The 23,558-nt window shown below is 59.8% G+C and carries 20 protein-coding genes; 12 read left to right on the forward strand and 8 right to left on the reverse strand.

Features of this window, described 5'->3' with window-relative positions; all coding sequences use genetic code 11:
• Positions 1–25: 25 nt before the first annotated feature.
• On the forward strand, positions 26–1,552 hold the full coding sequence (locus ACR3E7_RS06010) for a caspase family protein (protein ID WP_480502453.1): 1,527 nt from the start codon (positions 26–28) through the stop codon (positions 1,550–1,552).
• On the opposite strand, the gene ACR3E7_RS06015 is transcribed toward ACR3E7_RS06010, so the two are convergent.
• Positions 1,549–1,818, reverse strand: coding sequence for an usg protein (locus ACR3E7_RS06015; RefSeq protein ID WP_170774269.1), 270 nt, complete (start codon positions 1,816–1,818; stop codon positions 1,549–1,551). The genes ACR3E7_RS06010 and ACR3E7_RS06015 overlap by 4 nt on opposite strands.
• Positions 1,819–2,011: 193 nt before the next feature.
• Between ACR3E7_RS06015 and gyrA the strand changes: the two genes are divergently transcribed.
• Positions 2,012–4,744, forward strand: coding sequence for a DNA gyrase subunit A (gyrA, locus tag ACR3E7_RS06020; protein WP_170774271.1), 2,733 nt, complete (start codon positions 2,012–2,014; stop codon positions 4,742–4,744).
• A gap of 84 nt (positions 4,745–4,828) precedes the next feature.
• On the opposite strand, the gene ACR3E7_RS06025 is transcribed toward gyrA, so the two are convergent.
• The 4 genes from ACR3E7_RS06025 to ACR3E7_RS06040 form a co-directional block, all read right to left on the reverse strand.
• Positions 4,829–6,082, reverse strand: a complete 1,254-nt coding sequence (locus ACR3E7_RS06025; protein WP_480502454.1) for a DsbA family protein — start codon at positions 6,080–6,082, stop codon at positions 4,829–4,831.
• 79 nt (positions 6,083–6,161) lie between these two features.
• Positions 6,162–7,631, reverse strand: a complete 1,470-nt coding sequence (locus ACR3E7_RS06030; RefSeq protein ID WP_480502455.1) for a carboxypeptidase M32 — start codon at positions 7,629–7,631, stop codon at positions 6,162–6,164.
• A gap of 1 nt (position 7,632) precedes the next feature.
• Positions 7,633–8,778, reverse strand: coding sequence for a heme A synthase (ctaA, locus tag ACR3E7_RS06035; RefSeq protein ID WP_480502456.1), 1,146 nt, complete (start codon positions 8,776–8,778; stop codon positions 7,633–7,635).
• 59 nt (positions 8,779–8,837) lie between these two features.
• Positions 8,838–9,581, reverse strand: a complete 744-nt coding sequence (locus ACR3E7_RS06040; protein ID WP_480502457.1) for an RNA methyltransferase — start codon at positions 9,579–9,581, stop codon at positions 8,838–8,840.
• Between the two features lie 153 nt (positions 9,582–9,734).
• Between ACR3E7_RS06040 and ACR3E7_RS06045 the strand changes: the two genes are divergently transcribed.
• The 4 genes from ACR3E7_RS06045 (at position 9,735) to ACR3E7_RS06060 (ending at position 12,934) form a co-directional block, all read left to right on the forward strand.
• The gene (locus ACR3E7_RS06045; protein ID WP_480502458.1) at positions 9,735–10,352 is read left to right on the forward strand and encodes a thiamine phosphate synthase; all 618 of its coding nucleotides are present in this window, start codon (positions 9,735–9,737) and stop codon (positions 10,350–10,352) included.
• 45 nt (positions 10,353–10,397) lie between these two features.
• The gene (locus ACR3E7_RS06050) at positions 10,398–11,291 is read left to right on the forward strand and encodes a PfkB family carbohydrate kinase (protein WP_170354321.1); all 894 of its coding nucleotides are present in this window, start codon (positions 10,398–10,400) and stop codon (positions 11,289–11,291) included.
• Positions 11,288–12,193, forward strand: a complete 906-nt coding sequence (locus ACR3E7_RS06055) for a pseudouridine-5'-phosphate glycosidase (protein WP_480502459.1) — start codon at positions 11,288–11,290, stop codon at positions 12,191–12,193. The genes ACR3E7_RS06050 and ACR3E7_RS06055 overlap by 4 nt, the downstream gene beginning before the upstream one ends.
• Positions 12,194–12,256: 63 nt before the next feature.
• Positions 12,257–12,934 carry a DUF502 domain-containing protein gene (locus ACR3E7_RS06060; protein WP_170774285.1) on the forward strand — a complete coding sequence of 226 codons (678 nt, stop codon included), beginning with the start codon at positions 12,257–12,259 and terminating at the stop codon, positions 12,932–12,934.
• Here ACR3E7_RS06060 and ACR3E7_RS06065 read toward each other — a convergent pair whose 3' ends face one another.
• A complete protein-coding gene (locus ACR3E7_RS06065; protein ID WP_480502879.1) occupies positions 12,935–13,960 on the reverse strand; it encodes a patatin-like phospholipase family protein in 1,026 nt (341 codons plus the stop codon). It abuts the gene before it with no gap.
• A 65-nt stretch (positions 13,961–14,025) separates the two neighbouring features.
• On the reverse strand, positions 14,026–14,799 hold the full coding sequence (locus ACR3E7_RS06070; protein ID WP_170788668.1) for a 3-hydroxybutyrate dehydrogenase: 774 nt from the start codon (positions 14,797–14,799) through the stop codon (positions 14,026–14,028).
• A 293-nt stretch (positions 14,800–15,092) separates the two neighbouring features.
• On the opposite strand from ACR3E7_RS06070, the gene ACR3E7_RS06075 reads away from it, so the two are divergent.
• Together ACR3E7_RS06075 and ACR3E7_RS06080 are read left to right on the forward strand one after the other, a co-directional pair.
• The gene (locus ACR3E7_RS06075; RefSeq protein ID WP_480502460.1) at positions 15,093–16,907 is read left to right on the forward strand and encodes an extracellular solute-binding protein; all 1,815 of its coding nucleotides are present in this window, start codon (positions 15,093–15,095) and stop codon (positions 16,905–16,907) included.
• Positions 16,908–17,402: 495 nt separating this feature from the next.
• Positions 17,403–17,639, forward strand: coding sequence for a hypothetical protein (locus ACR3E7_RS06080; RefSeq protein ID WP_170774290.1), 237 nt, complete (start codon positions 17,403–17,405; stop codon positions 17,637–17,639).
• Here ACR3E7_RS06080 and ACR3E7_RS06085 read toward each other — a convergent pair.
• Entirely contained in the window at positions 17,628–18,251 is a 624-nt protein-coding gene (locus tag ACR3E7_RS06085; RefSeq protein WP_480502461.1) for a helix-turn-helix domain-containing protein, read from the reverse strand. The two genes, ACR3E7_RS06080 and ACR3E7_RS06085, sit on opposite strands and share 12 nt — an antisense overlap.
• Positions 18,252–18,316: 65 nt before the next feature.
• On the opposite strand from ACR3E7_RS06085, the gene ACR3E7_RS06090 reads away from it, so the two are divergent.
• From ACR3E7_RS06090 to ACR3E7_RS06105, 4 genes are all read left to right on the forward strand, one after another.
• Positions 18,317–19,834, forward strand: a complete 1,518-nt coding sequence (locus ACR3E7_RS06090) for a class I adenylate-forming enzyme family protein (protein ID WP_480502880.1) — start codon at positions 18,317–18,319, stop codon at positions 19,832–19,834.
• Complete coding sequence (locus ACR3E7_RS06095; RefSeq protein WP_170774296.1) at positions 19,831–20,490, forward strand: DsbA family oxidoreductase; 660 nt, start codon at positions 19,831–19,833, stop codon at positions 20,488–20,490. Before ACR3E7_RS06090 ends, ACR3E7_RS06095 begins: the two co-directional genes overlap by 4 nt.
• A gap of 75 nt (positions 20,491–20,565) precedes the next feature.
• On the forward strand, positions 20,566–21,774 hold the full coding sequence (locus tag ACR3E7_RS06100) for a multidrug effflux MFS transporter (RefSeq protein WP_170788672.1): 1,209 nt from the start codon (positions 20,566–20,568) through the stop codon (positions 21,772–21,774).
• 56 nt (positions 21,775–21,830) lie between these two features.
• Positions 21,831–23,489: a hypothetical protein gene (locus ACR3E7_RS06105; RefSeq protein ID WP_480502462.1), complete on the forward strand. Its 1,659-nt coding sequence runs from the start codon at positions 21,831–21,833 to the stop codon at positions 23,487–23,489.
• Positions 23,490–23,558 lie beyond the last annotated feature (69 nt).

The following is a 23,558-nucleotide window of genomic DNA, read 5'->3' on the forward strand; positions in this document are numbered from 1 at the left end:
GGTGTTTTACAAAAAGGCTGCCAAAATGAGATGGATGTGGGTGATCTATTTGGTGTTTCTTGCCGTGCCTGCGTGGGCGCAGGACCGGTTGGCGCTGGTCATCGGCAACAATCAATACGAGTCGGTCCCTGTCCTGCAAAAAGCCGTTGCCGATGCCGAAGCGGTGTCGCGGCAGCTTCGGGCATTGGGGTTCGAGACGTTCGAGGGGTTGAACCTGGACCGGCGCGGCATGAACCAACGAATCTCGGAATTCACCGCGCAGCTTGAGGCAGGGGATACAGCTTTTGTTTTCTTCGCCGGGCATGGAGTTGAAATTGACGGCGAGAACTATCTTCTACCCACGGATATCGAAACCCCCTTTGCTGGTGAGACCGATTTCGTCAAATCCGAATCCATCGCCCTGTCGAATCTGCTGAATCGCGTGCGTAGCACCGGGGCGCGGACATCAATCGCCATTATCGACGCCTGCCGAGACAACCCGTTTGAAACCACTGCCGGACGTAGCATCGGCGGCACCCGCGGTTTGGGTCGCATCGACGCGCCGCAAGGCATGTTCGTGATATTCTCGGCCGGGGCGGGCCAGATGGCGCTGGACCGGCTGCATGATAACGAGGCCGAACCAAACTCGGTCTTCACCCGCGCCTTGCTGCCTCGCCTGGCGCAACCGGGGCTAGAGCTGCGCAGTATGGTGGCCGATCTCAGGCACGAAGTCCGAGATCTGTCTCGCACCGTGCAGCACAATCAAGTCCCAGCGTACTATGATGAGCTGTTGGGCGAGTTCTATTTCACCCCGGCCGCTGTCGCCCCGCCTTCCGTCGATGCGGTCACGCCGCCGATTGAAAAGATGCGCGCCGATCTGGAATTAGCCCGGTCCGTCGGTACGGTTTCGGCGCTGGACACGTTTCTTGAGACGTACGCGGACCAGTCCACTGACTATACCTATGAAATCGCGTTGCAATTGCGTGCCGGGTTGCAGGACCCCGAGACCCCTGCACCCGCTGTCATTCAGGATTCAAAGCAGGTGATGCAGGCGACTCAAGCGGCCTTGAACGCGCTGGGATGCAATGCGGGCGGGGCCGACGGAGTCGCAGGTCCCCGTACCAAACGCGCCTTTGCGGATTACCGGCGCGCCAGCAAATCCAATCTGGGTGCGGACGATCTGGGCACGCGGCACGCGCTGGACGAACTGGAAGGCAAAAGCGGCACTATCTGCGTCGCAGCACCTGCACCTACAACCCCCCGTACCACAGCATCTACGGCCGTGTCCCTAAGCGGAAGTTGGAGCTTCAAAGCAACCTGCGCGCTGGTCGTCAAAGTGACCGGTTCAGTTAGGTACACCAGAGCGGGTAGCAACAAATTCACGGGCAGCCTGACGGATTCGTTGGGGCAAAAAGCCAACACGGTCGTCTACCTTAACGAGCAAGAGCTTAACGGAACGGATTATTTCCCCGGCATCACCGTGACATGGCGCGGCCGCCTGTCCGAGGATGGCAACAGCTTTACCGGATCGGGATCGACCGGCTGCTCGGTCTATGCTTGGCGGGTCGGCTAGTTTACCCGAAACTCACCCACCATGTTGCGCCATTCACCGGGCGCGATCATCTTGCGGTGCGTGTAGCGCACCGAATGCAGTGGACCTTCAATCTCACGCTGCCAGAATTCGATGAAATCGAACAGTTTCGGATGGTCCGGGGCAAGATCGTAATCCTGCCAGATGAACGTGTTTAGGACGTGGATATAGTCGGGCATATGGTAGAAGAATTCTGCCGTCGTCAGCCCGTACCCTTTCAGCATCAATTCGGTTTCGCTTTGCGTCATATAGACCCCCAATTTCTTGCAAGGTCTCTTCAGGGTAGCACGCAAACCCCCTAACAGGCTGATAACAATATGTTACCCAGCTGTTACCGTGGCTTTTTTGCCGGAAAGGATCAGCTTGCTTGCACCTTATGTGCCGGGTCTGATAGAGTGCATCCACAAGATATAGACCCAAGCTAAAGATCGGGCAGTTTACGTGAGCGATACGCCAGAAACCCCAGAAAACATGGATGAAACCCCGCCCGAGCGTCCCGTCTATGACGGTCCGACGGTATCAATCGAATCCGAGATGCGCACCTCGTATCTGGACTATGCCATGTCGGTCATCGTCAGCCGCGCAATCCCCGATCTGCGCGACGGGCTGAAACCGGTGCATCGGCGGATTCTGTATGCCATGCACGAAACCGGGAACACCCACGACAAGGCCTATCGCAAATCGGCCCGTCCGGTCGGCGATGTGATGGGTAAATACCACCCGCACGGTGACAGCGCGATCTATGACGCGCTGGTGCGGATGGCGCAGGATTTCTCGATGTCGCTGCCACTTCTGGATGGTCAGGGCAATTTTGGCTCGATGGACGGCGATAACCCGGCGGCCATGCGCTATACCGAAGTACGGATGGACAAGCCTGCCGCCGCCCTGCTGGCCGATATCGAAAAAGAGACTGTTGATTTTCAGGACAACTACGACGGCAAGGACAAAGAGCCGACCGTCCTGCCTGCCCGGTTTCCGAACATGCTGGTCAATGGTGCTGGCGGTATCGCTGTTGGTATGGCGACGAATATCCCTCCACACAATCTGGGCGAAGTGGTCGATGCCACACTGGCGCTGATCGACGATCCGGACCTGACGTCGGAACAACTGATCGAATACGTCCCCGGACCTGATTTCCCGACCGGCGGCGTCATGCTGGGTCGGTCCGGTGCGCGCAAAGCTTATCTGGAAGGACGCGGCAGCGTCATCATCCGCGCCAAGACCCGCGTGGAAGAGTTACGCAAGGACCGTTACGCCATCGTCGTGGATGAGATTCCCTATCAGGTGAACAAGGCCTCGATGATTGAAAAGATCGCCGAGGCGGTGCGAGAAAAGCGCATCGAAGGCGTCGCTCATGTGCAGGACGAATCCGACCGCAACGGCGTGCGTGTTGTCGTTGAACTGAAGCGTGACGCAACGCCCGAGGTAGTGCTCAACCAGCTGTACCGCTTCTCACCGATGCAGACGTCCTTTGGCTGCAACATGCTGGCCCTGAACGGTGGTCGGCCCGAGCAACTGACCCTGCGCCGGTTCCTGACGTCGTTCATCGACTTCCGCGAAGACGTCGTCGCCCGCCGCACCGCCTATGACCTGCGCAAAGCGCGCGAACGTAGCCATATCCTGTGTGGTCTGGCTGTGGCCGTTTCGAACGTGGACGAAGTGGTTGCCACTATCCGTTCGTCGGCTGACGCGGCTGAGGCGCGCGAAAAGCTGATGACCCGCCGCTGGCCTGCGGCCGAGATCGAGGGTTATTTGCGTCTGATCGACGACCCTCTGTCCAAGATGAACGACGACGGCACCTATAACCTGACCGAGGTTCAGGCCCGCGCCATTCTGGAACTGCGCCTGCAGCGCCTGACTCAACTGGGTGTCAAAGAGGTCACGGACGAGCTGGAGCAACTGGCCGCCAAGATCAAAGAATATCTGGATATTCTGTCATCGCGCGAGCGTATCATGTCTATCATCGGCGATGAGCTACGAGAAGTGCGCGATCAGTTCGCCGTTCCCCGTCGCACCGAGATCGTCGACTGGTCCGGCGACATGGAAGACGAAGACCTGATCGAACGCGAAGACATGGTCGTGACCGTCACCTCGGGCGGCTATATCAAGCGTACCCCGCTGGCCGATTTCCGGGCGCAAAAACGTGGCGGTAAGGGACTTTCGGGGATGCAGACCAAGGAAGAGGACGTGGTCACCACCCTCTTCGTGGCCAACACCCATACGCAGCTTTTGTTCTTCACCACGGACGGCATGGTCTACAAGCTCAAGACCTGGCGCCTGCCGCAATCGGGCCGCACCGGCAAGGGCAAGGCGATCGTCAACATCCTGCCGATCCCGACCGGGGTCTCCATTGCGGCGATCATGCCGGTGGATGTTCCAGACGAGGAATGGGAGAACCTTCAGATCATGTTCGCCACCAGCGCGGGCACCGTGCGGCGCAATCGCCTGTCGGATTTCACCAACGTCAAACGCAACGGCAAGATCGCCATGAAGTTCGAGGACGAGCACGCCGAGACCAAGCTGATCAACGCCCGTATCTGTTCCGAGGATGACGACGTTATGCTGGTTACCAAATCCGGTCGCGCGATCCGCTTCCCGTCCACGGATGTGCGGGTGTTCAATAGCCGCTCGTCGGTTGGTGTGCGTGGTGTGCGCCTGAACGGCGACGATGAGGTCGTGTCGATGTCGATCATCCGCCACTTCGACGCCAGCTCGGACGAGCGTGCAGCCTACCTCAAGATGCGCCGCCTGATGGCCGGTGTCACCGATGAAGCCGATAGCGATGAGGATGAAGGCAACGCCGACAGCGTGCTGCCGCAGGAACGTTACGCCGAAATGTCGGCGGCTGAAAACCTGATCCTGACGATCACCAAGGGCGGTGCAGGCAAGCTAAGCTCAAGCCACGATTACCCCGTGCGCGGGCGTGGTGGCATGGGTGTCGCAGCGATGGACAAGGCCATGCGCGGCGGCGATCTTGTGGCCTCGTTCCCGGTTGAGATCGACGATCAGATCATGCTGGCCACCTCCAAGGGGCAGTCGATCCGGGTGCCGGTTGACGGGATTTCCTTCCGGTCGCGCAGCGCAGGCGGCGTGCGGGTGTTCAACACCGGCAAGGGCGAAGAAGTCGTCAGCGTCGCTTGGATCGCCGATCAGGGCGATGAAGAGGCCGAATAGTCCAAAACCATCTGGTGACCTCGCCGCGCAACCCATGTTGAGCGGCGAGGTCATACTTTGACACACACGTAGCGGGATGGCTTGTTAAGCTTGTGCTCGCATAAGATCCTGAAGCACCCAAAGCCTGTCCTGACCCCAAACGCTTTGGCCGTTCAGATGAAAGCTGGGAACCCCCCAAAGCCCGATTTGGAGAAGACGTTCCTGGTTGGCCTCGACCCGGGTCCGCCAGTCAGAAGTGCCAATCAATGTCTTGGCCGTTTGCCATTCCAAACCCGCTTGACGCACGACCTCCGCAAGCCCGGTATCGGTGCTGGCATCCAATCCTTGGGCCCAAGCGCCGGTCATGAAAGCCGCGCAATATTCCGGCAGGCGACCCTCGGCTTCGGCATAATCCAATAGGGCGTACCCCCTTTCAATGCCCGCGCCCAAAGGGTCGCTAATACGACCAAACGGGATGGCCAGACGCCGCGCTTCGCGCGCGCAATCCCCTAAAATATATGATGATTTCGCTTTGGGAACGGGCAGTCCACGCATCAACATCGGAAGCACCGGACGCAAGATCAAACGCGCATTGGTCCGCGTGGCTAGATCGCGTACACGGTCGAAAGCCAGATAGGAATACGGGCTTCGAAACGAGAAAAAGAACTCCAGTTCCTGCCCTGTTGCATCTGGGAAGGGCTCGGAATAGTCCGGCACAATGGGCGGGTGCGACTGCCCAAGCCCAAGCGTCGCCAAACGCCCGTCCAGGTATCCAAGCCGGTCCGACCCCCAATAGCTTTCGCCCCCATACGCAAAGCTGCCGCCAAGGTAATGCCCGGCGGCGGCAAGAGCCTGATCCCCTGCCCGCCGCGCCACATTCGGATCAGAGTGCGCCCCTTCGGGGATATCCAGACCGGACCACAGCGCAGTGCTGATTTGCAGTGCTTTTGAGGCGAAGTCCTGATCACCCAACAGGGCCGCAAGACGCCGCTCGGCTTGCGCAAAACCCGCGTCAGACGGGGCCAGCTGCTGTGGCGCTGCCAACCCTAAACGTCGCGCCCATCGCACAGTGTCGGCCCATGAATTCTGCCAGTATTCGGTGGGCAACGGCTGGATATCCGAAGCCGGGCGCGAGATCAGATGCGGCTCGATCTGGACATCAAATTTATTCTGTAACTCTAACAAAAGCTGCAGGCTGAGGTGGCAATAGGGATCAGCAACGTCGTGAAAATACTGTACGGTATGAGGCTCGCCGCTGAGCCTCCGTCGCACCTCGGCAATACGCTGCCTTGCGCCGTGCAGGCCCTCGCTGGTCAGCACAACCGCAGCTTGGGTTTTCAACTTGTTTTTGATCGACACGTGCCCCTCCCAAGTCGCCTCTGGGGCACTCTATCGTCTGGCACAAAGATTCCCACGGCCGAACACTGAAACGTGAGGGTCAGAGGCCGTAGAGCTTGCAGAATTTGTCTTCCAGATACGTCAGCAACGGCTCTGGCCCCGGTTCAACCCCACTGGCGCGGGTTATGACCTCGCGCGGGGCATAAAGCCCGCCATGGCGCTGCAGGTTCTCGCGCAGCCAGCCGGTTGCGCCCGTCGAGTCACCTTGCGCAAGCTGCGCGTCCAAATCTGGTAGCGCCGCGCGCAGCGCCTCATACAGGCATCCGGCGTAGACATTGCCCAGCGAGTAGGTCGGGAAATAGCCAAACAGCCCCACCGACCAATGCACATCCTGTAAGCACCCGTTTGAAGGCTTGTCGACCGCATAGCCGAAATCGGCCTTGAAACGGTCATTCCACGCGGCCTCCAGATCGCTGACCTGCAGGTCTTCGGCCATCAGGGCGCGCTCCAGATCAAAGCGCAGCATGATATGCAGGTTATATTGCACCTCATCGGCTTCGGTCCGGATATAGCCGTTATGGACGCCATTGACGGTTGCATAGAATGCGTCGGCGTCGCTGATCCCGAAATCGCCAAAGGCCGCTGTCATCTGATCGAACAGCCAGCCGGTGAACGCACGCGAGCGGCCCAGCTGGTTTTCATAAATCCGGCTTTGGCTTTCATGCACGCCCATCGACACCCCACTGCCCAGCGGGGTCAGCGCATAAGCTTGGTCGATGCCTTGCTCATAAGCGGCATGGCCGACCTCATGAATAGTCGAATAGAAGCAGTTGAACGGGTCAGTTTCGCTGGTGCGGGTGGTGATGCGCACATCCAACCCACTGCCCGAGCTGAACGGATGCACCGCCTTGTCCACGCGGCCCGTGTTCAGGTCATAGCCGAAGGTGGTCGCCAGTTTCTGCGACAGGCGCATCTGGGTTAGTTCGTCAAAAGTGCCGGTCAGGGCTTGCGGCGCGGGGCGATCCAGAACAGCGGCGCGCAGGGCCACCAGACGCGGGCGCATCTGGTCGAATATCTCGGCAATTTGAGTGCCCGTGGTGTAGGGCTCATAATCCTCGACCATGGCGTCATAGACGTCACCGCCTTGCGCCAGCGCCGCGCCCTCTTCACGTTTCAGGGCAACGACCTCATGCAGCACGGGCAGGAACGTGGCCACGTTTTCGTCCGCACGGGCTTGCGCCCATGTGCCCTGCGCAGCGGATGTGACACGCGCAATCGCCTTGGCCAGATCGGCGGGCACTTTGACCGTGCGCTCATAAGACCGGCGGATTTCTCGGATCTGCGCCTTGCCAGCTTCATCCTGCGGGTCGGCCTGTTCTAGCCACTCGGCCACGCGCGGATCAGACCGACGCGCGTGCAGAACAGCTTCGATGGCGGCCATTTCTTCTGCCCGTTGCGGGGCCGCTCCGCGCGGCATCACCGTTTCCTGATCCCAGCCCAAACGCCCGGCAATCTGCCCCAGCGCCGAAGTTTCGCGTTGAAAGGCCATCAGGTCGTCAAAGGCGGTCATGTCAGACTCCGCGGATCGAGGTTGCGATTGGGTAAGCGGTCAGGAAACGCGCGCGCAGGATCAGGGTCCAGACGACCACGGCCATGAACTGATGGACAATCGCGATCTGCCACGGCGCAGCATAGACCACGGTCACAATCCCGATCACCACTTGCAGCGCCAGCGCTGCAAAAGCCGCGTTAAAGGCAAACCGCGTCTGCGGATGTGCGCTGGAGCCACCGCGCCGCCAGACGATAAAGCCGAAAATCAGCAGCAGATAGCCCGCACAGCGGTGAGTGAACTGCACCAGACCGGGGCTTTCGAAAAAGTTCCTCCACATCGGCTCTAGCATCGTTGCATCGGGCGGCAAAAGCTGCCCGCCGATCAGAGGCCAGTCGGTATAAGAGCGCCCCGCGTCTATCCCGGCGACCAGTGCGCCAATCAGAATTTGCAGGAATGCGAAATGCATCAAACCGGTCGAGAGAGAGAACAGCTTCGCCTCTTTCGTGCGGCGGGCCTGCATCAGGTCGCGCTCCCCGCGGCCCAGTTCAAAAATGTACCACGCCAGGAACCCGAGAATCACAAAGGCCAGCCCCAGATGGGTGGCCAGGCGGTAGCTGGCAACGGCAGTCATCCCCTCGCCCTGAGTCACGCCCGAGGCGACCATCCACCAACCGACAGCCCCCTGCACCCCGCCCAGAACGCCGGGGATCAAAAGCTTACTAGTCCAACCCGTAGGGATTTTCCGCGCGGCCAAGAAACCAAAGAACCCGATGGCCCAGACCAGACCGATCACGCGGCCCAGCTGACGATGACCCCATTCCCACCAGTAGATGAATTTGAAATCGTCCAGCTCCATCCACTGGTTCTGGATGCGCCACTGGTCGATTTCCTTGTACTTGTCGAACTCGGATTTCCAATCCGTCTCGGACATCGGCGGGATAGCCCCGGTGATCGGTCGCCACTCAGTAATCGACAACCCGCTATCGGTCAGGCGCGTCAGGCCACCCACAGCGATCATCACCACGACCAGCGCGAACAGCATCATCAGCCACGCCCGGATTGCCTTGCGCGCGCCGCCCCGGCCACGGTCGATCATACCGGGCTGAACCGCCTCTTGTTTCTGGTCGCCCGAGACCTCTTCGAAGATGCTGCGCTTGCCGCTCATGCTGTCCTCATGTCCTTGTTTCGTCGCACGCTAGGGTGAAGCGGAAGATAGGTCCAGCCTTAGCCCTTGTCCTTCCAGCGGACCATCTGCCGCATGATCCCGTGCAGCATCTGCACATCCGCCCGAGTCATCCGCATACGCGACCACAGGTTGCGCAGGTTGGTCTTCATCCCTTCGGCCTTTTCGGGCGGGTAGAAGAAGCCCGCCGCCTCCAACCGGTCCTCATAATGTTCGACCAGTTTTTCAACCTCGATCCCAGTGGCCCAGTCGCCCTTGCCCAGATCCGTGGCCTCATGCACCACATCGGCGCTTTGGCGCATCCACTCATAGGCAGTCAGCAACACGCATTGTCCGAGGTTGAGCGAGGCATATTCCGGGTTCACCGGCACCGAGATGATGGCGTTGGCCTTGGCGATATCCTCATTTTCAAGCCCCGCGCGTTCGGGGCCGAACAGTACAGCAACCTTCTCACCCGCCGCGACTTTTTCAGCAGCAATCTGCATGGCGCGTTCCGGGCTGTAGACCGGCTTGGTCAACCCGCGCTGGCGTGCAGTGGTGGCGAAGACAAAGGTGCTGTCGGCCAGCGACCCGGCCAGATCATCAAACAGCTGCGCCTCATCCAACAACCGCCCCGCCCCGCTGGACATGGCCACGGCCTTGGGGTTCGGCCAGCCATCACGCGGCGCCACGATCCGCATCCGGTCCAGCCCGAAATTCCACATCGCCCGCGCGGCAGCACCGATGTTTTCCCCCATCTGAGGGCGCACGAGCACAAAGGAAGGCTGGGATTTGTCGCTGGGCATGGCTGTCTCCGAAAGTTCCGCTTGCTGTAATCGGCGCTTTGGCGCAGGGCAAGCCGTCCGGGAGGCCAAATGCGCCAATATCCGGCATAAAAGTTTGCTTCCCCGGCCCAATCCGCTAAACCGCGCCAAAGACTGAAAGCGAAGGACGCGCCAATGGACACCCCCGAGCAGCCGCAGATTTACCTGATCACCCCGCCCACGATCACCCTGAGCGCCTTCCCCGAGCAGTTGGGTCGCGTGCTGGACAGCACCGAGATCGCCTGTATCCGCCTCGCCTTGGCGGGTAGCGACGAAGACACCATCGCCCGCGCCGCCGATGCCTGCCGCGAAGTCGCGCACGCACGGGATGTGGCGATCGTGATCTCGAACCATGTCCTGCTGGCGCAGCGGCTAGGGCTGGACGGGGTGCATCTGGATGACGGTGCGCGCTCAGTCCGGGCGGCGCGCAAAGAACTGGGCGCGGATGCCATCGTCGGCAGCTTTTGCGCGGCCTCCAGCCATGACGGCATGACCGCAGGTGAGCATGGCGCGGACTACGTGGCCTTTGGCCCGGTGGTTACATCGGCCTTAGGCGACGGCACCATTGCAGAAAAAGACCTGTTCCAGTGGTGGTCGGAAATGATCGAGGTTCCGGTTGTGGCCGAAGGCGGTTTGACCCCCGACCTGATCCGCGAGCTGTCGCCGCACACCGATTTCTTCGGCATTGGCGACGAGATCTGGTCGCAGGACGATCCGGCCGCCGCGCTGAAAGCCCTGACCGACGCGATGTGAGCGTTATCCCTTGCACCTGCCGTGACGCTGCGGCATGACACGGGCATGACTCAGACTAGCGAAATACTGTGTATCGGCTCGGTCCTTTGGGACGTGATCGGACGGTCTGCCAGCGCCATGCGGCAGGGGTCAGACGTGCCGGGGCGGATCACCCGCCTGCCCGGCGGCGTGGCCATGAACATCGCCATGACACTGGTGCGGTTCGGTATGACGCCTACACTGCTGACCGCAATTGGCCGCGACCCTGAAGGCGACGAACTGGTCAATGCCTGCGCACGGCTGGGCATGGTCACGGATCACGTCTACCGCTCGCAGGATTTGCCAACCGACCGCTATATGGCCGTCGAAGGTGCCAACGGTCTGATCGCCGCCATCGCCGACGCGCATTCGCTTGAGGCTGCTGGGGCCAAAATCCTACGCCCTCTGATGCACGGGCCGCTGGGTTACGAGAACACACCGTTCGAAGGCCCCATCGCATTGGATGGCAACCTGACGCTAACTTTGCTGGAAGAAATCGCCCAAAGCCCGGCCTTCGCAAAAGCCGATTTGCGCGTGGCCCCTGCCTCACCCGGTAAGGCCGAGCGCCTGTTGCCCTTCCTCAAACATGCCCGCGCGACGCTCTACGTGAACCTCGAAGAGGCAGGGCTCCTGTGTCAGCGCGAGTTCACCGATTCCGAATCCGCTGCCAAGGGCCTGCTGGACCGCGGCGCCTTGCGAGTGCTTGTCACAGATGGCGGCAACTCGGCCACTGTCGGCACCGCAGATGAGATTCTGACCCAAACACCCCCGTCCGTTCTGGTCACCCGCGTGACTGGCGCGGGCGACACTTTCATGGCGGCGCATATCGCATCCGAGGCCGCCGGGGCCGCCCCCGACGCTGCCCTGACCCGTGCCTTGCACGCCGCTGCTACTTACGTTTCCGGAGAAACCCCACTGTGATCGACATCCACTACTCGGCCGAGGTCCGCGCCGCCAAAGACGCAGGCCACCCCATCGTTGCGCTGGAAAGCACCATCATTACCCACGGGATGCCCTACCCTCAGAACATCGAGGTCGCGGCGCAGGTGGAACAGGATATCCGCGACGCAGGCGCCGTGCCCGCCACTATGGCGGTGATCGACGGCAAGCTGCATGTGGGGCTTGAGGCCGATCAGTTGAAGGCGCTGGGTCAAGCGCAGGGCGTCGCCAAACTGTCCCGTGCGGACATGGCCGCTTGCATGGCCACTGGCGGGACCGGTGCCACCACCGTCGCAGCCACCATGATCGCCGCGCATCACGCTGGGATCGAGGTCTTTGCCACCGGCGGCATCGGCGGTGTGCATCAAGGGGCCGAGACCTCGTTCGATATCTCGGCGGACCTGCACGAATTGGCGCAAACCCCGGTGACGGTTGTGGCCGCAGGCGCCAAAGCGATCCTTGATCTTGCGAAAACGCTTGAAGTGCTAGAGACGCTAGGCGTGCCCGTCATCGCTTATGGTCAGGACGCGTTCCCCGCCTTCTGGTCGGCGCAATCGCCTTATGCGGCCCCCCTGCGCATGGATAACGCCACAGATATCGCCAAGGCCCATGCGACACGCCGCGCCCTTGGGCTGCCCGGCGGGCAACTCGTGGCTAACCCGATCCCCGCCGAAGACCAAATCCCGGCGCAGGAACTGGCCCCGATCATCGCCTCCGCCCAAGCGGACGCCGATGCGCACCGGATCACCGGCAAAGGTGTCACCCCTTACCTGCTGCAGCGCATCTATGAACAGACCGAGGGGCGTTCACTGACCGCAAACATCGCATTGGTTAGAAATAACGCAAAATTGGCCGCCAGAATCGCCCGCGCCCTGTCCGAGTGAGCAAAGCTATTGTACCAAGGCCCCGGACTGCTTAACTAAATCGGCAAATCACTCAGGACCGCAATGAACACGCCCTTTGACGAAGAACCTCACCGCGGACCGGGCCTGTTTTCCCGGCTGCGCGCGTCATTTCTGACGGGCATCGTTGTCATTGCGCCGGTCTGGCTAACCGTCTGGCTGATCTGGTCCGTGGTTGGCTGGATCGACAGCGCCGTCCTGCCGCTTGTGCCGCAGCAATTTCACCCGGAACAGTATGTAGGAATCAATCTGCGCGGCGTCGGCGTGGTGATATTCCTGATCTTCACGGTGATCGTCGGCTGGATCGCCAAAGGCATTCTGGGCCGGTCGCTGATCCATTTCGGCGAAAGCGTCGTGAATCGGATGCCAGTGGTTCGGTCGGTCTATTCCGGGATCAAACAGATCTCGGAAACGGTTTTCGCGCAAACCGAACGGTCGTTTGAAAAAGCCTGTCTCATCCAATATCCCCGCCGTGGTATCTGGGCTATCGGCTTTGTCTCGACCACCGCGCGGGGCGAGGTCAGCGACCGTGCCGAAACCGGCGGTGCACTGCTCAGCGTCTTCGTGCCCACAACACCGAACCCGACCTCCGGTTTCTTGCTGTTTTTCCCTGAAGAGGACGTGATCCTGCTGGACATGTCCATTGAGGACGCCGCTAAACTGGTCATTTCAGCCGGTCTGGTCTACCCGAACGAAAAAGACCCGACCCAGCCGCCCGAGTGATCAGCCGAACATCTCCGGCAGGTTGACAGTGCTTTGCTGGCCCAAATCCGCCTTGTGATCGGTCAGAAACCGATTAGCAGCCCGACGCCCAGCCTCTTTCAGCTTATGTAGGATGACCGGGTTCGGCACCGTCTTGGTCGCCACGGAAAGATCATTCATCAGCTCATCATCCGCGATCATATGCACCAACACGCGGCTCATCTCACCCGCTTGCAACTTGCCCTCGGCCAACAGACGCTGTACGAAACTGATCGCTCGCAACTCCCGAAACAGGGACGAGTTGAAACTGATCTCATTCACCCGATTCTGGATTTGCTGCGGGGTCTTCGGCACCTCGTCCCGCTCCAGAGGATTGATATTCACGATCACAACATCATCGGGCAAACCTCTGTCAAACAAAGGGTAAAGCGCCGGATTGCCGGTATACCCACCGTCCCAATAGGCCTCAGTCCGCCCCGTTTTTGGATCGAAAATCTCCACCGCCTGAAACAAGGTCGGCAAACAGGCCGAAGCCAAAATCGCATCGGTCGAAATCTCGTCCCCCGTAAACACTCGGATCTTGCCACTGCGCACACAGGTCGCACACACAAACAGGGCTGGTCCCAGATCCGCACAGACCTCATCAAAGTTGAAGCGATCAATCACCGACTCCAACGGGTTCTTGTAGAACGGCCCGTATGCATAAGGCGACACCAACCGCGACCACGTATCCCCCACAGAAAACGGCAGGGAATACTCCATCGCCTGCGCGACCGAAGCAGGCTCAACGGCCTGCATCCAATTGGCCAACCGCATGTCGCCCACGGCCCCCATACGCGCCCAAAGCCCGTTCAGGTTGGCCCGCGCACCATCGCGCCCATCCCGAACCATACCTGATTTGTACGCGGCACCATTCAAAGCCCCGGCCGAAGTCCCAGTGATCGCAGCGACCTCGATATCCTCTTCGTCCAAAATCCGGTCCAGCACACCCCAGGTAAACGCCCCATGTGCACCACCGCCCTGCAGGGCCAGATTGATCCTCTTCACAACGCTCACCCCTTCTTCTGTTCAAAAATACCTCGGGGGTGTGGGGGCCGAGCCCCCACGCAGTCTCACAACGCCGTCCAACCGCCATCCACGGAAATCGTCGTGCCGGTGATTTGCGCTGCAGCGTCCGAGCACAAAAACACCGTTGTGCCTCCCAACTGCTCAACCGTGGCAAATTCTTTCGACGGTTGCCGCTCCAGCATGACGTTCTTGATCACGTCATCGCGACTCATGTCATATTCCTTCATCGTATTGGGAATTTGCGCCTCGACCAGCGGGGTCAACACGTAGCCCGGACAAATGGCATTGCAGGTAATCGGCTCTTGTGCCGTCTCCAGCGCCACGGACTTGGTCATACCCACTAAACCGTGCTTGGCTGCGATATAGGCCGCCTTGTAGGGCGACGCCGTCAAACCATGGGCAGAGGCGATGTTGACCACACGCCCCCACCCGGCCTTGCGCATCATCGGCAAAGCGGCGGCCGTAGTGTGAAAAGCCGAGTTCATGTTGATCGCAATGATCGCATCCCATTTGTCGACTGGGAACTGATCAATCGGCGCCACATGCTGAATACCCGCATTGTTGACCAGAATATCGCATACGCCCACGGTCTCGATCAGCGCCCGGCATTCGTCGCCTTTAGACATATCGGCCTTGACATAGCGTGCGTTTGTTCCCGTCTGATCCGAGATCTCGGCAGCCAGCGCGTGATCCTCGTCGCGGTCGGTGAACGAGTTCAACACCACATCCGCCCCGGCCTTCGCCAACTCGCGTGCGATACCCAATCCAATACCTGAATTTGACCCTGTGATAATTGCCGTCTTGCCCGAAAGGCTCATGGTCGCTCTCCCTCGAAAACCGAATTTCAGCCACAGTGCCATGCTGCACCTGCAAAGAAAACGGCGAATGACAAAAGCACGAAACAGCGCCAAAAATCTGCGCAAAAAAAACGCCCGCACGAAGCGGGCGTTAAGTTATTGAGGCAGGTTTCATACAGGCAAGAAACCTATCGAGCAGTGCACCCTTTATAAGCAATTCCACGCCTCCGTCCAAGCTAAAAGTTTGAAAATAAGAAAAATCATCGGTACGATGAATCCCAACAAAATAAGGCCAGAGCAGGATTGTTTCCAAAATGCGCCCCAATATTCTCCGCCCCATTCGCCCTGTGATCACGGGAATCACCCTGCTTTTGAGCAGTGCTATCGCTAACGCAGAATCGGCTCATGGCATAGCTATGTATGGCGCGCCCGCGCTACCACCGGATTTTGTGTCATTGCCTTACGCGAATCCCGACGCGCCAAAAGGCGGCAAAGTCGTTTTTGGAAATACCGGCGGCTATAACAGTTTGAACCCGTTTGTGCAAAAAGGCACCCCACCCTGGCAATTGCGATTTTGGACCCATGAAAGCCTCATGGGGCGATCCTGGGATGAGCCATTCTCGTTATACGGGTTGTTGGCCGAATCGGTTGAAACAGCACCAGACCGTTCTTGGGTCGAATTCACCCTGCGCGAAAACGCCCAATTTTCAGACGGAACTCCGGTGACTGTCGAAGATGTGATCTGGTCGTACGAGATTTTGGGCACCGAAGGCCACCTGCGATATCGCGGATTGTGGGGCAAGATCGACAGTATCGAACAGACTGGCCCGCGCTCGGTTCGGATCACCTTTAACGACCCCGACCGAGAGCTGGCGCTCATCGCCGGTCTGCGCCCGATCCTTCAAAAGGCACAGTGGGAGGGCAAGGATTTCGCAGACGCCACCCTGCATGACATCCCCGTCGGCACCGGCCCCTATGTGATCGATGACTATGAGGCCGGCCGCTATGTCACCCTGCGCCGGAACCCGGACTATTGGGGCGCGGACATCCCGTTCCGACGCGGAACCATGAACTTGGATGAGATGCGGATCGAATTCTACGGAGACGGCACGGTCCTGTTCGAGGCCTTCAAGGCCGGTGCTCTGACCGCCGTGCGCGAATTCAACGCCGACAAGTGGGATACGCAATACACCTTCCCCTCGATCCAGCGTGGCGACGTGATCAAAACTGAAATCCCGCATGGCAAACCTTCGGGAATGACAGGCTTTGTCATGAATACCCGCAAGGCCCCGTTCGATGATTGGCGTGTGCGCGAGGCGTTGACCCTTGCCTTCAACTTCGAATTCATCAACGACACGATCACGGGTGGCGCACAGCCCCGGATTACCTCGTATTTCTCGGGCTCGGATCTTGCCATGCAATCAGGCGAAGCATCGGGCCGAGTCGCTGAATTGCTGCAACCCTTTGCAGACACGTTGCCGCCTGGCGTGCTTGAGGGTTACAGCCTACCCGAAAGTGACGGATCAGCGCGTAACCGGTCCAATATCCGCAAAGCGACCGCTCTGCTGGCCGAGGCTGGTTGGACCATTCAGGACGGCGTGCTGCGCAATGCAGCTGGCGATGCCTTTACCCTCACCGTCCTTCTGCAACAGGGTGACACCGAAAGCGAAACGGCGATCGAGATTTACAGTCGCGCGCTGGAGCGTCTGGGTATTCAGGTCACGACCGAGATGGTCGACAGCGCCCAATATACGGGTCGCACTTCCGAGCTGGACTTCGACATGACCTTCTTCCGCCGGGCACTATCACTGTCTCCGGGCAACGAACAGCGGCTCTATTGGGGCAGCGAGAACGCCGACACGCCGGGGACGCGTAACCTGATGGGCGTTGCCTCGCCTGCGGTAGATGGGATGATCGACGCCATGCTTGCCTCGGAAAGCCGCGAGGATTTCGTGGCCGCCACCCGCGCCTTGGACCGGGTTCTGACCGCCGGGCGCTATGTCATCCCGATCTGGAATTTCGACGTTGGCCGCATCGCCCACGCGAAAGAGCTAAAATTCCCCGACACTCTGCCGATTTACGGGGACGGGCCGGAATACATGCCGCAGATCTGGTGGTTCGAAGAATAGCCCAAATGGGGCGCTTTCGCGCCCCATTCCGCCCTCCGAGCCAAGGTCTGATCTCGCCCGTCGCAGCCTGTCGGCGAAAATTGGCACATTCGGTTTTCTGACGACATAGAGTAGTCACTGTTTTCACTACCACAAAATCTGCGGGTCCGCGAATTTTCGTCCAAAATCGGCGCAGTCTCAAAAAGAGCTTTACCGAATACATCTTTGCCGCTAGCCTTCGGCCTATTCTTCGCTCTGTGTGATAAGATTTTTGCTTTTATTCTTGAACTTTAGCCAATTTCGTACCCCGCAGCGCGTCTGAGAAACGGACCTGCCTCCACTCACTCCAACCTTAGGTCCGACAGCCCGTTGCGGTGCGGCTGCAACGGGCATTTCCATTCCGAAAATACGCAAGCGCAAGGTGCGACATTTTGTCATGCACGGGGTCGCGCAGGGGCTTCGTAACCTGAATATAGGCCGGGCAGCCTTGAAACCTGGAAACCGGAAAGCTTGCACATGCTGAACTGGACTGACCTGACGCAAGACTGGGATGCGATGTACGCACGCGCCAAACGGCGGTTTCCGAACCTGCGCGATCAGGATAAGCCAAAGCTGGGCAAGGATCGCAAAGGGTTCGAAGCCTATCTGGCCGAGCGGCACCAACTGACCGTAAACGAAGCCCATGAAGAGCTAGAGGATTTTCTGTTCACAGAAGGTCTGAACCGTGAATTCAGCAGCACTTTACGTAAGTGACGTTACCCACAGGATCGTTGCGTCCTCATCGCTGACAGACACGACGTTGTGGCCCATGCTGCCGTCGTAATAGGCGCTATCACCGCGACGCATCTCAACCGGTTCATAGAATTCCGTATACAGCCGCACGACGCCGGTCAGGACATACAGGAACTCTTCACCATCATGGCGTACCCAGCCCTCGAACTCGTCCATCGAGCGGGCCCGTACGCGCGCACGGTAGGGCAGCATCTGTTTCTTGGTCAGTGTTTCCGCCAGCAACTCATGTTCGTAAGTCGCGGTCGCATGTGCCGCACCCTGACCCATCCGGGTGACAGACATCCGCCCGATCACCTGCTCGCGTTGCGGGGGCGTGAACAACTGCGGCACCGAGATCTCAAGCCCAACCGCCAGCTTCTTCAGCGCGTCATAGGTGGGCGACATTTGACCGTTTTCGATCTTGCTGAGCGTCGAACGCGCCAGCCCTGCCTGCGTGGCCGCCTGTTCCAGCGTCCAGTTGCGTGCTTTGCGCAATTCGCGGACACGGGCGCCCAGATCCAACGGCTCAAGCTCGGTACGGTCTCCGGATTCCCGCGCGATGCGGATCAGCGATGTCTGCTCTTGGGTGCTCATGCGTTTTTCTATAGGGCCAGCCCGTCCTGCTTGCAACGCGTCAGACGTCACGTTAGCCAATGTCCATGTTGTCTGTCTTCGATCAAGGCCCGCCACCAGCTTGCCCCGTACCGTTCAATTTGGCTGCGCATGTGTTGCGTCACGCGGATGATTTTGCGGAAAAGACCGCTTTGTCAGTGCTGGGTGCGCAGGGCGCGCAACATTGGACTTATGCCGCGTTGAAACGCGCCATACTGGGCACAGGCGCCGGCTTGCTGCAGGCGGGTCTGTTCCCGGGTGATATCGCGTTGATGCGGTTGGGAAACACGGTTGATTTTCCGATTGCGTATCTGGGCGCAATTGCGGTGGGGATTGTCCCCGTTCCAACCTCGTCTCAACTGACCGAGCCAGAAACGACGAAAATCATTCAGGATCTGAAACCAGCGGCTGTGCTGCGTGACCCATCGGTGGCTTGTGCTCCTCATCCGGTTCAAGTTTCCTTGTCCGACCTGACCATGATGCGGGACCTCGCACCCGCCACAATCCAGATGGGCGACCCCGAGCGTTTGGCTTATGTCGTCTACACCTCCGGCACTTCGGGCAAACCCCGCGCCGTTGCCCATGCGCATCAAGCGATCTGGGCGCGGCAGATGATGGTCGATGGCTGGTACGGGTTGCGCGAAGATGACCGGTTGTGCCACGCGGGCGCCTTCAACTGGACCTATACGCTGGGCACCGGGTTGATGGATCCCTGGACAATCGGTGCCACGGCGCTGATCCCAGAACCGGGCACCGATCTGACCGCCCTGCCCGGCTTGCTGCGCGACCACCAAGCCACGATCTTTGCCGCCGCTCCGGGGGTGTTCCGCAAGATCGTATCGTCCCCTGACAACCTGCACCTGCCCGATCTACGCCATGGATTGTGCGCCGGGGAAAAGCTTTCGTCTACGCTGCGCCATGCCTGGATGCGCGCCACGGGAACCGAGCTGTTCGAAGCTTACGGCATGTCCGAGTGTTCAACCTTCATCTCCTCCAGCCCTAACCATCCGGCACGGGGAGAGTCGTTGGGACAACCGCAACCCGGTCGTCGCGTGGCCATTCTGGGGCCCGACGGCCCTGTCCCGCAGGGTCAGGCAGGCACCATCGCCATCCACCGTTCGGACCCCGGCCTGATGCTGACCTATCTGAACGCCCCGGACGAGGCGCAGGCGCGAATGCAGGGCGACTGGTTTTTAACCGGAGATCAGGGTGCGATGGCCGTTGACGGCCAGATCACTTATCTGGGGCGCGACGATGACATGATGAACGCGGGCGGCTATCGGGTCTCACCGATTGAGGTCGAAGCGGTGCTGTCGCAATACCCAGGCATCGCGCAGGTCGGAGCGGCAGCGGTTGAGGTCAAACAGGACACTTTTCTGATCGCCGCTTTCTATACCGGGCCGGAAGAACTGGACGAGGCGGACCTGCGCACCTATGTGGAAGCAAATCTGGCGCGCTACAAGCAACCGCGCGCCTTTATCTATCTGCCCGAACTGCCGACCGGTGGGAACGGCAAACTCCTGCGCCGGGCGCTTCCGGCCTACTTCAAGGCGAGCCAACAATGACCCAGACCGTCAAGCTTGATATCATGTCCGACCCGATTTGCCCGTGGTGCTATATCGGCAAGACCCATCTGGACAAAGCGCTGGCCGCGATCCCCGACCACCCCTTCGTCATCGAATGGCACCCGTTTCAACTGAACCCCGACATGCCTGATAACGGCATGGATCGTCGTGAATATCTGGAGCGTAAATTCGGCGGCAAAGAAGGCGCCGTGCGGGCCTATGCGCCGGTGGTCGAACATGCCGAGAATGCCGGGCTGAAGATCGACTTCGAAGGCATGAAGCGCACCCCAAATACGCTGGACGCGCACCGCCTGATCCATTGGGCCGGGATCGAGGGCAAGCAAACCGAGGCCGTGGACGCCCTGTTCGACGCCTATTTCGTCCAGGCGCGCGATATCGGAGACCATGAGGTTCTTGGCGATATTGCAGACAGCATCGGCATGGACGCCGCCGTAGTGTTGAAACTGTTGAAGTCAGACGCCGACCGTTCGGATATCAGCAACCGCGACAGCCACTCGCGCCAAATGGGCGTGAACTCGGTCCCGACCTTCATCGTGGCCAACCAGCACGCCGTTCCCGGTGCGCAGCCGCCCGAGATGTGGGAGCGCGTGATCGCGGACATCATGTCTCAACTTGAGGCCTCCCCTGCAAATTAGCACAGGTCTGTGTGCATTGGCATGACTGGCGCCCCCTGACCGCGCGTGATAGCGCGAACGGGTCAGGAGGGCACCATGGCCAGTCGCATGTCTCGCGGAGAGTTCGTCGCACTTGTCGCAATGATGTTTGCAACAATTGCGTTTTCCATCGATTCGATATTGCCTGCGCTGCCCGATATCGGCGCACAGCTTAGCCCCGATGACACCAACAAGGCGCAACTGATCCTGACATCCTTTGTGCTGGGTATGGGTATCGGCACCTTTTTCACCGGCCCGTTGTCGGACGCTTTCGGGCGCAAACCTGTAATCTATGTAGGCTCGGCCCTTTATATCCTTGCCGCTGCCGCCGCATGGGCAAGTTCTTCGCTGGAAATGCTGCTGCTGGCCCGCGTTCTGCAAGGTGTCGGCAGCGCCGCGCCGCGTGTGGTCGCCATGGCCATAATCCGCGATCTCTATTCCGGGCGCGAGATGGCGCGGATCGTCTCCATCGCCATGATGATTTTCACTTTGGTCCCGGCCATTGCGCCCATGATGGGCGCCGGCGTGATCGCCTTGGCCGGTTGGCGCGCGGTCTTTGTCTCCTTCATGCTGTTTTCGCTCATCACCATCATATGGATGGGCCTGCGTCTGCCCGAGTCGCTGACGCCCGAAAACCGCCGCCCCTTGCGCTTGCCGCTAATGCTGGATGCCGCCCGCGAGATGTTCAGCCACCCCACGGTGCGCCTGTCAATCATGGTGCAGACCCTGTGCCTTGGCATGCTGTTTACCATGTTGACCATGGTCCAGCAGGTCTATGACGAGATCCACAACAGCGCCCACAGCTTTCCCTTCTGGTTCGGCTTTGTGGCACTGATGTCGGGCTCGGCCAGTTTGCTGAATGCGACCCTTGTTGTGCGTCTGGGCATGCGGCGGTTGGTGACTTGGGGGCTGGGCGGTCAGATTCTGTTCACCTCATCCGTACTGCTGCTGAATTCGTTCGACCTGTCGGCCAACCTGTCCTTTGCGCTATTCGTCAGTTGGCAGACAGCGGTGTTCTTCATGGCCGGAATGACCATGGGCAACCTCAACGCCATCGCGATGGAACCGATGGGCCATATCGCGGGCATGGCGGCTTCGGTGATCGGTTCGGTTTCAACCGTTCTGGCCGCGCTGATCGCTGGCCCAATCGGTCTGCTCTTTGACGGTTCGATCCTGCCTCTGGGCGCGGGTATACTGACCATGAGCACATTGGGTTTCGGCCTGATGCTGCATATGGGCCGGATCGAAAACAGACTACTCGTCTGACCTGTGCAGCTTGATTGAAACGCGCTAACCTCCGCTCGACCCGAGGGGAGACTGAAATGAGCGACTATTACGATCTGGGCCCATATTCCTGCCCGATCACTACGACTTCACCCGACGCGCAGCTTTGGTTCGATCGGGGGCTGAACTGGACCTACGGTTATAACCATGACGAGGCCGTCGCCTGTTTCCAGCGCGCTGCCGAGGCCGACCCGGACTGTGCCATGGCCTTTTGGGGTATCGCTTATGCGGCGGGTCCTAACTATAACCTTCCCTGGGATTTGCGAGATGACCGCGGGAAGAAAAAGTCGCTCGAGCAAGCCTATGACGCAGCGCAGCAGGCACTGGCTCTGGCCTCAATCTGCAACCCGGTCGAACAAGCGCTGATCAGCGCCCTACCCGCCCGCTATCCACAGCGCGAACCAATTCCCGACATGCACAGCTGGGACCATGACTTTGCCGAAGCCATGCGTGACGCCTTTGCCGCCCAGCCCGGTAATCTGGACCTGCGCACCATTTATGTCGAAGCGCTATTGAACCTCACCCCTTGGAAAATGTGGGACCTGAAGACAGGCCTACCCGCCGCAGGTGCAGCAACGTTTGAGGCGCAAACCGCGCTGGAAGACGCCATGGCCGACGATCCCGCAGCCATGTCTCATCCCGGCCTGCTGCACCTTTACGTGCACCTGATGGAAATGTCGCCAACCCCGGAAAAAGCGCTCAAGGCTGGCGACGTGCTGCGCAGACTGGTTCCCGAGGCCGGGCACCTGGTACACATGCCCACCCATATCGACGTTCTGTGCGGCCACTACCACAATGTCGTTCAGTGGAACCAGCAGGCTTCGGTCGCGGACCTGAAGTATTTCGAGCGCGAAGGCGCCTTCACGATCTATACCGGCTACCGGCTGCACAATTACCACTTCACAATATATGGCGCGCTCTTTCTGGGTCAGATGGCACCGGCTCTGGCCGCAAATCAGGCAATGTGGGACACTACGCCGGAAGAGATGCTGCGGATCGAAAGCCCTCCGATGGCCGATTTCTTCGAAGCCTATCTGTCCATGAAACCTCACATCCTGATCCGCTTTGGTCGCTGGGCCGAGGCCAAAGCGCTAGACCTGCCGGATGACCCCGACCTCTACCGAACGCTCACGGCCACAACCCACTATGCCCGCGCACTCGCCCATGCTGCGACCGGAGAGGTTGCCGAAGCCGAAGCGGAAGAAACCCAGTTCCACGCCGCCAAAGCCCGCGTGCCCGAGGCCCGCCGCCTGCACAACAACCGGGTCATCGACCTACTGGAAATCGCCAGTGAAATGCTGCGGGGTGAGATCGAATACCGCAAAGAAAACTATGAAGCGGCATACGCGCATCTGCGGCGTTCGGTCGAACTGGATGATACGCTGCCTTACGACGAGCCATGGGGCTGGATGCAGCCCACCCGCCACGCGCTTGGGGCGCTTTTGTTCGAACAAGGTCACGTGACCGAGGCCGAAGCCGTATACCGGGAAGATCTGGGTCTGGGCGGAACGCTCAGCCGCGCCTCGATCCACCCGGACAATGTCTGGAGCCTCAAAGGCCTGCATGATTGCCTCAAGGCGCGGAATGAAACGCTCGAAATCCAACAGATCAAACAACGGCTGGACCTCGCTTTAGCTCGGGCCGATCGGGCGGTCGCAGCCTCGTGTTTCTGCGCCCAAGCCGCGATGCAAAGCTAAATCGCGCTAAAGCGCGATGCCTCCGGCGGGGATATTTTTAGCCAGATGAAGCTGGGATCCCCTGTTCAT

Source organism: Ruegeria sp. BK1 (assembly GCF_056535645.1).